This window comes from Leifsonia sp. 115AMFTsu3.1 (assembly GCF_004362795.1).
In the GTDB taxonomy this organism is placed as follows: Bacteria; Actinomycetota; Actinomycetes; order Actinomycetales; family Microbacteriaceae; genus Leifsonia.
Genome location: NZ_SNYB01000001.1, coordinates 2,159,071 through 2,171,717 on the forward strand (window position 1 = coordinate 2,159,071; position 12,647 = coordinate 2,171,717).

Here is a 12,647-nt window from a genome sequence, read left to right on the forward strand (position 1 = left end):
CCGGGCGGCGGGTGCTCGCTACGCTGGGCGGCGAACCGGCACCTACCGGCTCTCCGGAGCTCTCACGAGGAGGACACCATGCCGTCGACACTCAACCCGTACCTGAACTTCCGTTCGTCCGCGCGCGAGGCGATGGACTTCTACCAGTCGGTCTTCGGTGGAGAGGTGCAACGCAGCACCTTCGCCGAGTTCCAGATGGCTCAAGACCCGGCCGACAACGACCTGATCATGCACTCGCAGCTGACGACACCGGGCGGCTTCACGCTCATGGCTGCGGACGTCCCGGCACACATGGACTTCACCGAGGGCAGCGCGATCAGCATCTCGTTGAGCGGCGACGACGAGGCCGAGCTGACCGGCTACTGGGAGAAGCTCATCGACGGCGGCACCGTGGTCGAGCCGCTCAACAAGGCTCCCTGGGGCGACAGCTTCGGCATGGCGGTCGATCGCTTCGGCGTGCAGTGGCTGGTGAACATCGCCGGGACGCCGCAGGCGGCGGAGGCCTAGGCCGGCACCGGATCGGTGGTGGTCGAGATGGACGAGCCTCCCGCGGATGCTGCTCCGGACCGGAGCGACCCGGACCCGAGCGTCCCGGACCCGAGCGACCCGGACCCGAGCGACCCGGACCCGAGCGACCCGGACCCGAGCGATCCGGACCTCAGCGGCGCGATCATCGTCGGGGTGCACCGCGGCCAGGCCCGGGCGGTGCTCGACGAAGCGGCGCGCCTGGCGGTCGAGTTCGAGCGTCCGCTGCTGTGCGCGTACGTCTCGGAGGACAGCTACCTGACCGAATGGGATCCATCCGACGTCGCGGGGGAGTCACTGCACCCCACGGAGGTCGGATCCGGCGAGGGCGAAGCGGTCCTCGCATTGTCGGCCGCCATCGGATCAGCGCTCGACGAAAGGCCGGACAAGCCCTCGAACTGGGCGCTCCGCCTGCTCGCCGGCGATCCGGCCAAGGCGCTCGCACGGCTGGCCGTCGAGGTCGACGCGCGGATCATCGTGGTCGGCACGCACCGCCGCGGGTTCTCGCACACCCTGGAGAACTGGCTGGCCGGATCGGTCGGAGCGCACCTGACGCACGACCAGACCGTCCCGGTCGTGGTCGTGCCGGTGACGAAAGACCGGAACGGTCCGACGCTCGCGTGAGCCGAACGACCCACTGCCGCCGAACGCATCCCGCGCCCTAGTCTTCGACCATGCCGGCAGAACGCGCCATCCGACTCAGGCGGGAGGCCTGGGGGTTCGCGATCGGGTCGCTGTTCTTCCTGATCGGCGCAGTGCCGTACTACCAGGAGGCGGTCGGCCCGGTCATCGCCGCCGTCACGTTCTTCGTCGGCGCGTTGTTCTTCACGGCCGCCGCCTTCGTACAGCTGGCGCTGAGCGGCCGAAAGCCGCCACGACGCGGAGGCGAGCGCCCCGACCTGTTCGACTGGTGGGCGGCCGCCATCCAGTTCGCGGGCACCCTGTTCTTCAACGTCAGCACCACCGAGGCGCTCCTCACCGCGGTCAACGATGCGGCCCGGGTGGGAAGCGGCTGGCGGCCGGACGCTTTCGGCTCGATCTGCTTCCTGGTCGCCAGCGCCCTCGCCGTCGTCGCGACCGTCGACCGGGACCGCCTGTGGGATCCCCGCGCACGCACCTGGCACGGCACCTGGCTGAACATGCTCGGCTCCGTGCTGTTCGCGTTCTCCGCCGTCGGCGCCTACGTCATCCCGTCGACGGGGTCGCTGGTGAGCCTGTTCTGGGCGAACGTCGGCACGTTCCTCGGCGCGGCGTGCTTCCTCGTGGCCGCCGTGCTCAGCCGTCGCGCGATCCCCGTGCGGGCACGCCGCCGGGACCGGAGGCGATCAGGACCGCAGAGCGTCCAGAGCGGCGTCGAATGAACGGAAATAGGTGCGCTGGCCGGGCCGGCCGATCTGCGTCACCTCGAACATCCCCTCCAGCTGGAGGATGAAGCCGACCACGTCCGGAGCACCGATCTCGGCGAACCGGGTGTCACTCACCCGCCATTCGTGGTTCGAGATCTCCGTCACCTCCAGCCCCTGACGGAGGAACCGTGCGTGCGTCTTCATGTGTCCAGCCAAGTAGACCGAGCGTTCCGCGGCCATCCCTTGACAGCTCCAGGACGGCGTGGTCGCCCGCCGCGCCGTCGGCGGAAGTGGTGTATTCCCGCGGCTGCCGGACCGGGGTTATGGTCAAGCCGTCCGCAGGGCCCACCACGTTCGAGGAGGTCGTCATGTGCCGCTGGCTTGCATACTCGGGGGAGCCCCTGAAACCCGCCGTCCTCATCCTGGACGCGCAGCACTCCCTGGTCGCCCAGTCGCTCAACTCGCCGCTCGGCGCGGAGACCGTGAACGGCGACGGCTTCGGTTTCGGCTGGTACCCGGAGGATACGAGCGAGGGCAACATCCCCGCGCTGTTCCACAGCATCGAGCCGGCGTGGCACGACGAGAACCTGCACGAGCTCACCAACGCCATCGCCAGCCCGCTGTTCTTCGGGCACGTGCGGGCCGCGGCGCATCCGCCCATCCAGCAGTCGAACTGCCATCCGTTCCGCTATCAGAATTGGCTGTTCATGCACAACGGATTCCTCGACGGCTTCACGAAGATGAAGCGCGACCTGGCATTCTCGGTCGACTCGGAGCTGTTCCCGCTCATCCAGGGGACGACCGACACGGAGACCCTGTTCTACGTTGCCCTCACGATGGGGCTGATGGACGACCCGGTCGCCGGCCTCGGGCGGGCGCTGCGATTCGTCGAGGAGACCGGGCACACGCACGGCATCCAGTTCCCGGTGCAGGGGACGTTCGCGGTGTCCGACGGGACCAGGATGTGGGCGTTCCGCTACTCGTCCGCCCAGCGCAGCCGCTCGCTCTTCCACTCGGTGGCCGTGCCGGAGCTGCGGGAGATGTTCCCGGACGCAGCCCGGCTGGACGTGTTCGGCGACCACGCCAAGGTCGTCGTCTCCGAGCCGCTCAACGACATGCCCGGCGCCTTCGTGGAGGTGCCGGAGAACACGGTCGCCGTGCTGGACGACGATGGATACCGGCACGAGCCGTTCCTGAGTGAGGCGGCCTGACGGGGCCGCCTCACCCAGGTCCTCCTCGCCGGCTCTCACCGGACGGCTCTCACTCGGCCATCACCCTGCGGACGAACGCGTCGACGTGCTCCCGCAGAGCCTCGATGCGGGCGAGGCGGGCCGCCTCGACGTCGAAGCCGACGTAAGCGGTCGGCGGTCGCTTCCGGACGTTGGCCGAGCACTGGAACTCGGCGCAGACCAGCGTGCCCAGGGTGTTGCCGTTGCGGCCGGCCTTCCCGGCGCGCTTCGCGATGAAGAAGAGCACCTCGTTGGGCAGGTGCACATCTTCGCACCAGGAGCACTGCGGACGCGATCGGACGCGGCCCTCCGCCTGGCGCAGGAGGACGCCGACGGGCTCGCCGTCGATCTCGGCCACAACGTACCCGAGGGCGGGCAGCTTGCGGTCGCGCCAGCCGAGGTAGTCGATGTCGTCCCAGCGCACCAGCGCCAGGTCGGGGATGGTGAGCTCCTTGCGCTCGCGCTGGGACGCGTTGACGAAGGAGGAACGGAGCTGCTGCTCGGTCAATGAATGCATGAATGAACGCCTGACATGTCTGAAACCGTCATCGGTCGAGCCGATGGGGGAAATGGTCCGCGCGCGGGCATGCCGCGGCAACGGATCGCGCGCTGTGCACGCGAGAGATCACCGAAACGGGGTCAGAACGCTCTGACGCCGGCGCTGAGCGCGCCGACGACCTCCAGACGCCCGGCGGCCGCGAGGGCGGCGTCAGGCTGCGAGATGAGCGGGTTCACACATCCACTCTACCGGGGGCTGTCAACAGCGAGGCGCGACAGCCGCCCGGGCTCAGGCCCGGCGGAAGTGCGGGCGCGCCGCGGGCAGCCACATGAGCACGGCGGCGACGACGACGATGAGTACGACGAGCAGCCCGAGCAGGTCGCCGGTCAGGAGCGACGGGATGCCCGTGAGCAGAACCACCACGCCGATGACGGTGAGCACGATGCGCGCCCAGTTCGCTCCGCGCAGCAGGTAGATCGCGAGGAACACGCGGAGCGCGGAGCCGATGATCGCTCCGGCGACGGAGCCGGCGGCGATCCCGCCCGCGTCCGGCGCGGCGCCGAACAGGCCGGGGAGAAGGAGTGCGAACGCGATCAGGCTCACCACCGTGCTGGCGATCCACAGCCAGAAGGAGGCGGTGATGACGGTCGGTGCGGTGCGGGCGGCGGAGAGCGGCTGAGACACGGGATTCCTCGGGGTCGGAGACAGTACGGCGGAGCGAGGCGTCCGCCCTTCCTCAGTCATAGTCGGCAGGCGCGCCGGATCCGTCAGTCGCGGGGGAGGAACCGTACCCCGCCTGCGATTCGGCAGCCGCGGTGTCAGGGGTCGGCGGGACACTGGAGACTCACCAGACGTCACCAGGGAGGACGCGCCATGTCCGAGACACCGACCCCCGTCGACCCGCCCCAGCTGTACCGCAGCCCGGCCTTCGCGCAGGGGATGATCGTCCCATCGGGTCCGCTGCTCTTCGTCGGCGGCCAGAACGGGGTGGATGCGGAGGGCGCCCTGCTGGACGGACTCGCCGCTCAGACGGAGCAGGCGCTCCGCAACCTCCTCGCCGTGCTCGAAGAGGCAGGCAGCGGGCCCGAGCAGGTCGCCAAGCTCACCATCCACCTGGCGCCCGGGATCGACCCGACCGACGCGTACGGGGCGACGCGGGCGGTGTGGGGCGACCAGCGGACCGCGGTGACGGTGCTCACCGTCGCACCGGCGCGGCCCGGTGCGCTGGTGGAGATCGACGCGGTGGCGGCGGTTCCGCGCTAGGCGGCCACTGGCCGCTCGCTACTCGTCCCGCTCATCCGGCCCGTCGAACTCGGACAGCTCCTCGACGACCTCCTCGCCCTCGAGTCCCGTGTCGTCACGGCCGCCGTCGTCGGCCGCTTCGTCGCCGGTCGGGCCGCGGAAGGCGCCGGTCCCTTCGTCGAGGGTGCCCTGGCCGTCGGGGTAGCCGGCGTCGTCGGGGTATTCGGAGCGATCGGTGTTCGCAGTCTCGTCCATGTGCGTCCTTCCGTGTCTGTAGGCATCATCCACCGCCCGGCACCCGCAGCACACCCCCGGCTCGTCCACTGCTCCGCTCCGCGGCGGAAACGGAGGTGCTGGGCGGCGGGGCGGGTCGCATCCCCTCCCTTTGTCGCGACACACTGGGAAGCCGACCAGGATCCCCTCCCTTTCGCACCGTGCCGAAAAGGGAGGCGACCTCAGGCGGCGCGACGGATGTCCGCCCCGGTCACGCGGCGCGCAGGTCTGGGCTAGGGTCGAGAGGTGGTGGATGGTGGTGCGGTTCCCGACGCGTCGGAGCTTCGGAGACTCGAAGAGTGTGTGAAGGAGCCGATCCGCACCCCGGGCCGGATCCAGTCGTTCGGGATGCTGCTGGTCGTCAGCGCGGCGACCTACGAGATCGTGACCGCGAGCGAGAACGCGGCGCAGTGGCTCGGCCGTTCCGTGTCCGAGCTCGGAAGTCCCACCCTGGAGTGGAGCATCGCGGCCGAGACGCACGGCGACCCGGTCCGCGTCGACCTGCAGGGCGAGCCGTACGACGCCATCACGCACCGCCTGGGCGAGCAGGTCGTCATCGAGCTGGAGCCGGCTGCGACCACACGGGATCTGCCGACCGCGTCCGTGGTCGGCGCGATCCGGTCGCTGGGGCTCGTCGCGAGTGCGGCGGAGCTTCGCCAGGCGGCGGCCGAGGAGGTCAAGCGGATCAGCGGGTTCGACCGCGTCATGGTCTACCGCTTCTTCGAGGACGGCCATGGCGAGGTCGCGGGGGAGGCGTCCGAGCCCGACATGGAGTCGTACCGCGGCCTCCACTTTCCCGCATCCGACATCCCGCAACAGGCGCGTTCGCTGTACCTGACGAAGCTGTCTCGCCAGATCGTGAGCACCGAGGACGCCGGCACCCCGCTCGTGTCCGTCGACGAGAACGTGCCGCCGCTCGACCTCAGCAGCGGCGAGCTCCGGGCGGTCTCGCCCCACCACCTGCAGTTCATGCGCAACATGGGGCAGGCGTCCACGGTGTCGTTCTCGCTGATCGAGGACGACCGGCTGACCGGCATGATCACCTGCGCGCACAGGACCGAGCGGCGCATGCCCATCCTGCTCCGCCGCGCGCTGGAGGTACTCGCCACCCAGTTGACCCTGCAGCTCACCGCCCTCGAGTCGATCGCGCGGCTGCGCCGTGACCTCACCATCCGCGAGCAGCGCGCGGCGGTGCTCGCGGGCATCCCGTCGTCCGCTGAACCGCTGCTGACGCTGGTCGACAGCGGAGACGAGCTGTGCCGGCTGGTCGGCGCCGATGGAGCGGTGCTGGCTCTTGATGGGGTGAGCCGCAGCGTGGGCGACGTCCCGACGATCGACCGCAGCCTGCTGCTCTCCGCCGTCGGGATCGAACCGTTCCACACGAGCGAGCTGCAGCGCACCCATCCCGCACTGGCAGCGCTGATGCCCGGTTTCGCGGGACTGCTCGTGGTCCCGGTCGGCGCTCACGGTGTCCTGCTGTTCTTCCGGCATGAGGTCACGCAGGTGATCCGCTGGCTCGGCGACCAGAGCCCGGAGAACCGCGACACCCCGCTGTCACCGCGCCGGTCGTTCTCGGAGTGGCGGCAGAGCGTGGAGGGCACGGCGCTGGCGTGGGGAACCATCCCCGAGGAGGCGCGGGAGCTGGGCCGCGATCTCGCCCGTGCACTCGATCGCCGACAGGAGGCGCGACTCGCCCAGCTCGCGCTGATCGACCATCTGACGGGCCTGCACAACCGGCGCTCCCTGGAGCACCGCCTCGAGTCCGCGGTCGTGCAGGGTGACGGGGGCGTGCTGCTGTTCCTCGACCTGGATGGCTTCAAGGCCATCAACGACCGGCACGGGCACGAGACCGGGGATGCCGTACTGCGGACGGTCGCCGAGCGCCTCACCGGGGGCAGCCGCGCCACCGACGTGATCTCCCGCCTGGCGGGCGACGAGTTCGTGGTGCTCAGCGTCGGTGTGACGCCGGAGGACGGCGAGCGGTTCGCCGCGCGGCTGGTCCAGGAGATCGCACTGCCGATCGACACCGCGCGCGGCCCGATGACCGTGACGGCGTCGTGCGGCGTGCTGCCCATCGAGTCGGGGCTCACGGCGAAGCAGCTGCTCGACGCGGCGGATGCCGCCATGTATCGGGCGAAGAAGCAGGGCCGCAACCGCGTGTCGCTCTGACCGCGGCCACCGCGCCCCGGGTCGCCGGCGGACCACCGCGTCCACCGTCTTTCGCGGTCGTGCGCGAGTCCGCCACGATGACGATTGCGCATGGTGGGGGATACGGGATCCGTGCGCAGAGGTGCCCGATGCTTCCGTCGCAACGGGCACCTCGCCATGTCCGCCCGGCGGCGGTGCGCGGTATCGTCGGCGCATGCCCGACCCGATGCATTTCGATCGGCACGCCGACCTGTACGACCGCGCTCGGCCGCCGTATCCGGCTGCGCTGTGGGAGCGGCTCGCAGAGCTCGGGCTGCTGGTTGCCGGCGCACGGGCGCTCGATCTGGGCGCCGGGAGCGGGCAGGCGACCCGAGGGTTGGTGGAGGCGGGGATGGAGGTGACCGCCGTCGAGCCGGGCGCGGCGCTGGCGGCACGGCTCGCCGAACGGCTTCCGGATGTGCGGGTGATCGCGGCGACCGCGGAGGAGGCGGACCTGCCCACCGCATCCTTCACCCTCGCGACGATCGCGACCGCGGTGCACTGGTTCGACCTCGGCGTGGTGCTGCCGAAGCTGCACTCCGCACTGGTGACCGGAGGGCACCTGGCGGTCTGGCGGAACGCCTACGGGGACGCATCCGTGGCGCCGACGCCGTTCCGTGAGCGGGTGCAGGCGATCGTCGACCGGCGGGATGCGCCGCCCCGGCCCGGACCGGACGAGTCGCAGACGGCGGAGTGGGCCCGGCTGCTGGAGTCCGGCGGGCACTTCCGTGCGTCGCATGTGGCCGAGTTCGCCTGGTCCATCGATCTCGACGAGGACGGGGTGCGCGGGCTGTTCACGACGTTCAGCGATTGGTCTGAGGCGGAGGCCGAGGAGGCCGCTCGCGCGGTCCGCGACCTCGGCGGGACGGTGACCGAGCACTACCGGACCCCCCTCATCGTCCTCGAGCGCGCCGGGTGAGGACGCTCGCATCCCGGCGGCCGTGTCGATTTCCGGCGTATTCGTTCGACGTCTGGTCAGAAGATGTTCCGACAACAGGAAGGCATGACCGATGAGCCAGTTCATCATTCTCATCCAGGGCGACGCGGACCGCTGGAAGGCGATGTCCGCCGACGAGCGCGCGGAGATCGACTCGGCCCACCGCGAGTTCTGGCAGAAGGCGGGGGATGCCGTGGTCGCGTCCGGCGAGCTGCAGGGGCCGGAGACCGCGGTGACCGTCCGGCGCGGTGACGACGGGGAGCCGATCGCGGTTGACGGCCCGTTCACCGAGGCAAAGGAGGTCGTCGGCGGCTTCTACGTCATCGACGTGCCCGACCGGGACGCGGCCGTCGCGCTGGCGTCGGGCCTCGCCGAGGCCCGGCACGACCACAGCGGGGTGCAGGTGCAGCCGCTGGTCGACCACAGCGCGGGCTGACGCCGCGCGCGCTGCGCAACACAGGGGAGAGGGTTTCCCGGGATGCCGTTCCGTTTCGCGTCGGGTTGAGACGTTTTCGCTGAGAATTCGTATCCGCGTCGGTCCGGCATCCCCGGGCCTCGACAACGCTAACCCGCGGGCCGTCGAGTCCTCAATTCGGAGGACAGAAACCGTCAAGAGTTGACGGGGGGCCGTTCCTGCCGTCACAGGTCAGAATCCCCAGAACCGGTCGTCGGTATCCGCTACGGTGTCCGTTACGCCGGTTTCGGCAGCCGATGATGGGGTTGGGGTCGAGTAGAGAGAATCGAGCCTCTGTTGCACGCGTTCCTCCGCCCACTCATGGATTGAGGGGTCAGCTGAGCACTCCGTCAGTACGTCGATTCCTACCTGTTGCGTCGTGGCGGTGAGACCGTAATAGACCCCGTCGGAGCGCTCCGCGCGGATCGCGATGTCCATCCAACCCTCTCCGTCAGCCCAGTCGACGGTTCTGGTCACGGTGAAGCCTTGGGCCTCCCAGTAGGCGGTGAGCTTATCCGCGATGGGATGCGGATCATGCTCGAATGCGACGTGGGTAACGATGGCTGAAACCTGGGAGGCGTCGTCCGATGTGGTTGTGGCGCACGGTGCCAGGCCTACCTCTTCGGCCGCCGGGTCCCATGGCTTCTTGTCCTGCATGGGTCCGCGGAACCAGCCCTCGGTGTGCCCGGTGGCCGCGATCGCGGCGTTGGTGAGGTCCTCCCACTGGGTCAGCAACTGCGTGATGGTCTTCTCCGAACCATCCAGGGTGTGCGGGACAGGGTCACGCAGATCGGGAACAGACATACATCCTCCTAACGACGACACCACTACGATCATCACGACCGCGACACAGTACTTCTTCACGGCCCGACCTACGATCGCACGCACCGGGTGGTTCATCAGGAGTGCCTCATGTCGCCTTCGACTCTCCCGGGCTGGCCGCTCCCGATGAAGGCGACGTGGTCGGTATCCGTAGACACCCGGGTCTCGATTCGGTGGACGGAAACCGTCAAGAGTTGGCGGGGACCTGTTTGCGCTGTCACGCGTCAGAATCCCCAGAACCGGTCGTCGATATCCGCTACGGTGTCCGCGATGCCGGTTTCCGCAGCCGACGACGGGGTCGGGGTCGGGGTCGAGTGGAGAGAATCGAGTCTTCGTTGCACCCGTTCCTCCGCCCACGCATCGATCGACGGGTCCGTTGAGCATTCTGTGTACACGTCGATGGCCACAAGCTCGGTCGTCGCGGTGAGACCGTAGTAGACGCCGTCGGCCCGCTCAGCCCGGATCGCGATGTCCATCCAGCCTTTCCCGTCCGCCCAGTCGACGGTTCTGGTCACGGTGAAGCCTTGGCTCTCCCAGTACGCGGTGAGCGTGTCCGCGATCGGATGCGGATCGTCCTCGAACGCTGCGTGGAAGATGATGGAGGCGACTTGACTCGCCTCCTTCGACCCAACACTCCCGCAGGGAGCCAGGCTCACGTTCTCCGAGGCGGGGTCCCACTGCTTGCTCGTCGCTAAGGGCGTGTCCTCCTTCCATCCTTCGGTGTCTCCCGTCGCTTCGATTGCGGCATTGGTGAGGTCTACCCACTGCGCCAGCAACTCGGTCATGGTCTTCTCCGGGCCCTCCGGGGTACGCGGGACAGGATCACGCAGAGCAGGAACAGACATACATCCTCCTAACAACGACACGGCTAGTACTGCGGCGGCGACTACGGCTGACAGTCTTGCGACAGAGCCCAGATGTCCTGGGACGCCGCTCATTTGGTGGGCCTCAATCCGCCCACGACCTTCCCGGGCAAACCGATCGTCGTATAACTCGCGTTTCGCAACGCTTCTGTACCCGGGTCGAGATACCCATGGCCCACGGGTGCGATCCCGTTCATCAGGTTCGGGTCGTTCTCGCCTGGAGTCCCGCCAAGCGCACTATGACCCTTCGTCGGTTCCAGCACGTCACCGCCGGGGAGGACAGCGCCTTCGGAGGAGAACGATTGCGCGCCGCCCATGACCTTGGGCGGCATCACCAATACCGCGTTCGCTGCGGCTGCTGCCGGAGAGAAAGCCGCTTCCGGGTTGGGTTCGGCGCGACCTCCGACCGTCGACCCGAAGGGGGCGAGATAGTCCAACTCGGCCGCCGTCGTGAAGATGGCAGCAGAACCACTTGCTTGTTTCACGTGCAGGTCCGACAACGACTTCACCACCTGGGTGTCGATTCCGGCGGAGCCGAGCATGGTGAACGAATCGACCGGATGCTTGGTGTGGGTCAGCGCATCCGCCGCCATCGTCGTGCCATACGAATGTGCCAGGACGGATACGTACGCGGGCTTGGCGGCGCGGGTGGCGTGGGTGCCGTCCAGCTCGGTCGCGAACCGCCATGAACCGTTCTGCGCTGCCGCAGGGTTGTTCACCGTCACCAGGTCCGGGGTGTCATACCCCAACCAGCCCACCACCCCATGCGAACGACCGGGGTCGAGTCTGCGCTGCTCGTTGTAGAGGTTCTTCGCCGCCTGGGACCACCCCTTGGTCGCGTCGGCGGCATCGGAAAGCATGCCGGGTGCCGCCCATGTCACCGTGTCGGCCGTGTCCAGATCGCCGTACCCGACCGCGACCATCGGCACCGACGCGTCCAGGTTGAGGCACACCAATGACGCCGTCGGATCGGCAAGCACCTTCTTGAGTGCGGCCAGCACCTTCTTCTGCTCGGGCGTCAGGCTGCCCGGGTGCAGCTGCGCCTCTTTAGCGAAGTCTTTGTAGATCTCGAGGTTGCAGCGACCGCGTACCGCGTACGGCAGTCCCGCCAGGTTGCCCAGCACCCCGGGTACGGCCGCCTCGAACGCCCGCTGCGCCTCGGGCCCGAGGCCCGTCCACCACGTCGCGACCTGGTCCGGGGACGGTGGGTGCTGCCAGAACTGCTGCAGGATCTGCGGGTCGTCGGCGACCAGGCTGGCCAATTCCTGGGGTGTCAGGCTCTTCAGCGTGTCCAGCAGGGTGGCGTTCACGCTCGCCGTCGGTGAGATCTTCGACAGCTTTCCCACCATCGACGCGAACGCCTGCAGTTCCGGCTTCGCAACGGTCGTCAACGCACCGTGCAACGCCGCATCCAACGCGTCCGCGAACACCTTCTCGCCCGCGTCGTACTCCCATTTGGCGTCCCGGGCCCTCCGCTTCGCATCCTCCAGACGTTCCTGCGCGTCCTCCACCGCGAACCGCGCCGTCGTCAGGTTTGCGCTGGCCTCCTGCTCGCGCCGGCGGGCGGCCGAGACATCCCCGGCCGAGGGTGCGCTCTTGCCTGGCGGCGGCTTCTCGGTGGAGGCGTACGCCTTCTGCACCGCACGAAGCGCCGACAGCAGAGCGGCATGCTCGACCCCCAATGCCGCGACCGACTCCTGCGCCAGCTCCAGATCCGCCAGTGCGTCCTCCGCGTCCCGCAACGCCCGATCGGCATCGCTCTGCGCCAGCCCCATCGACCCCGACCACCGGGTCACCGCCGCAACCCCCTCGGCATGTCGCGCAGCGGCATCCGAGGCCGACGACATGAGCGAACGCAACCTGTCCGAGAACACATCCGCAGCCAAACCCGACCACGACGCCGCACCCAGACGGGTATCCAGCACGTTCCTCGACACCTCCGCCTGTCGATCCAACCGCTCCGACCACGTCCGAAGATGGGTGCCCAGCGCCTCCACCATCTCCCGATCACCCGGCGTCGGGTCCGCCTCGTACCCGACCGGCGACCAATCCTCCGCCCTAGAACCCAACGAACTGACCCCCGCGACTCGTCAGGCTCTGAGCGTCTTCGGTATCGCGCCGCTCATACGACGCGGCCGCCTGCTCCAGAGCTCCGGCCAACGTCTCGATCAGGTCATCGACGGCCATCTGACCGGAAACCCAATACGCCTCGAACCGTCCAACGGCTCCCTCCGACACCGCCGATCCGAAACCGTGACCCTCCGTCGCCG

Annotated in this window: 15 protein-coding genes; 8 read left to right on the forward strand and 7 right to left on the reverse strand. The window is 68.9% G+C overall.

Features of this window, described 5'->3' with window-relative positions; all coding sequences use genetic code 11:
- The first annotated feature begins 78 nt into the window (after positions 1 to 78).
- Genes AXZ95_RS10385 through AXZ95_RS10395 form a run of 3 tightly spaced genes read left to right on the forward strand, consistent with a single transcriptional unit; the run spans position 79 to position 1,886 of the window.
- Positions 79 to 507, forward strand: a complete 429-nt coding sequence (locus tag AXZ95_RS10385) for a VOC family protein (protein ID WP_018190973.1) — start codon at positions 79 to 81, stop codon at positions 505 to 507.
- A gap of 27 nt (positions 508 to 534) precedes the next feature.
- Entirely contained in the window at positions 535 to 1,149 is a 615-nt protein-coding gene (locus tag AXZ95_RS10390; protein WP_231374404.1) for a universal stress protein, read from the forward strand.
- Positions 1,150 to 1,199: 50 nt separating this feature from the next.
- Complete coding sequence (locus AXZ95_RS10395) at positions 1,200 to 1,886, forward strand: YrhK family protein (protein ID WP_018190975.1); 687 nt, start codon at positions 1,200 to 1,202, stop codon at positions 1,884 to 1,886.
- On the opposite strand, the gene AXZ95_RS10400 is transcribed toward AXZ95_RS10395, so the two are convergent.
- Positions 1,851 to 2,075 carry a hypothetical protein gene (locus AXZ95_RS10400; RefSeq protein WP_231374405.1) on the reverse strand — a complete coding sequence of 75 codons (225 nt, stop codon included), beginning with the start codon at positions 2,073 to 2,075 and terminating at the stop codon, positions 1,851 to 1,853. The genes AXZ95_RS10395 and AXZ95_RS10400 overlap by 36 nt on opposite strands.
- 119 nt (positions 2,076 to 2,194) lie before the next feature.
- On the opposite strand from AXZ95_RS10400, the gene AXZ95_RS10405 reads away from it, so the two are divergent.
- Positions 2,195 to 3,082: a class II glutamine amidotransferase gene (locus tag AXZ95_RS10405; RefSeq protein WP_018190977.1), complete on the forward strand. Its 888-nt coding sequence runs from the start codon at positions 2,195 to 2,197 to the stop codon at positions 3,080 to 3,082.
- Positions 3,083 to 3,131: 49 nt separating this feature from the next.
- Here the strand turns inward: AXZ95_RS10405 and AXZ95_RS10410 are convergent, their stop codons facing one another.
- Together AXZ95_RS10410 and AXZ95_RS10415 are read right to left on the reverse strand one after the other, a co-directional pair.
- Positions 3,132 to 3,617 (reverse strand): FBP domain-containing protein, encoded by a 486-nt coding sequence (locus AXZ95_RS10410; protein ID WP_018190978.1) that lies wholly within the window; start codon positions 3,615 to 3,617, stop codon positions 3,132 to 3,134.
- Positions 3,618 to 3,887: 270 nt separating this feature from the next.
- Entirely contained in the window at positions 3,888 to 4,283 is a 396-nt protein-coding gene (locus AXZ95_RS10415) for a hypothetical protein (protein WP_018190980.1), read from the reverse strand.
- A 189-nt stretch (positions 4,284 to 4,472) separates the two neighbouring features.
- Here AXZ95_RS10415 and AXZ95_RS10420 point away from each other — a divergent pair, with 189 nt between their 5' ends.
- A complete protein-coding gene (locus AXZ95_RS10420) occupies positions 4,473 to 4,862 on the forward strand; it encodes a RidA family protein (protein WP_018190981.1) in 390 nt (129 codons plus the stop codon).
- Positions 4,863 to 4,880: 18 nt separating this feature from the next.
- Here the strand turns inward: AXZ95_RS10420 and AXZ95_RS10425 are convergent, their stop codons facing one another.
- Positions 4,881 to 5,096 (reverse strand): hypothetical protein, encoded by a 216-nt coding sequence (locus AXZ95_RS10425; protein ID WP_018190982.1) that lies wholly within the window; start codon positions 5,094 to 5,096, stop codon positions 4,881 to 4,883.
- Positions 5,097 to 5,417: 321 nt separating this feature from the next.
- Here AXZ95_RS10425 and AXZ95_RS10430 point away from each other — a divergent pair, with 321 nt between their 5' ends.
- The 3 genes from AXZ95_RS10430 (at position 5,418) to AXZ95_RS10440 (ending at position 8,674) form a co-directional block, all read left to right on the forward strand.
- On the forward strand, positions 5,418 to 7,283 hold the full coding sequence (locus AXZ95_RS10430; protein ID WP_018190983.1) for a sensor domain-containing diguanylate cyclase: 1,866 nt from the start codon (positions 5,418 to 5,420) through the stop codon (positions 7,281 to 7,283).
- A 193-nt stretch (positions 7,284 to 7,476) separates the two neighbouring features.
- The gene (locus AXZ95_RS10435; protein ID WP_018190984.1) at positions 7,477 to 8,220 is read left to right on the forward strand and encodes a class I SAM-dependent methyltransferase; all 744 of its coding nucleotides are present in this window, start codon (positions 7,477 to 7,479) and stop codon (positions 8,218 to 8,220) included.
- Positions 8,221 to 8,311: 91 nt separating this feature from the next.
- Positions 8,312 to 8,674, forward strand: coding sequence for a YciI family protein (locus AXZ95_RS10440; protein ID WP_018190985.1), 363 nt, complete (start codon positions 8,312 to 8,314; stop codon positions 8,672 to 8,674).
- 210 nt (positions 8,675 to 8,884) lie between these two features.
- Here the strand turns inward: AXZ95_RS10440 and AXZ95_RS10445 are convergent, their stop codons facing one another.
- From AXZ95_RS10445 to AXZ95_RS10455, 3 genes are all read right to left on the reverse strand, one after another.
- Positions 8,885 to 9,592, reverse strand: a complete 708-nt coding sequence (locus tag AXZ95_RS10445) for a hypothetical protein (protein WP_231374406.1) — start codon at positions 9,590 to 9,592, stop codon at positions 8,885 to 8,887.
- Positions 9,593 to 9,738: 146 nt separating this feature from the next.
- Positions 9,739 to 10,299, reverse strand: a complete 561-nt coding sequence (locus AXZ95_RS10450; RefSeq protein WP_018190987.1) for a hypothetical protein — start codon at positions 10,297 to 10,299, stop codon at positions 9,739 to 9,741.
- 149 nt (positions 10,300 to 10,448) lie between these two features.
- Positions 10,449 to 12,377 carry an alpha/beta hydrolase gene (locus AXZ95_RS10455; protein ID WP_231374407.1) on the reverse strand — a complete coding sequence of 643 codons (1,929 nt, stop codon included), beginning with the start codon at positions 12,375 to 12,377 and terminating at the stop codon, positions 10,449 to 10,451.
- Positions 12,378 to 12,647: the final 270 nt, after the last annotated feature.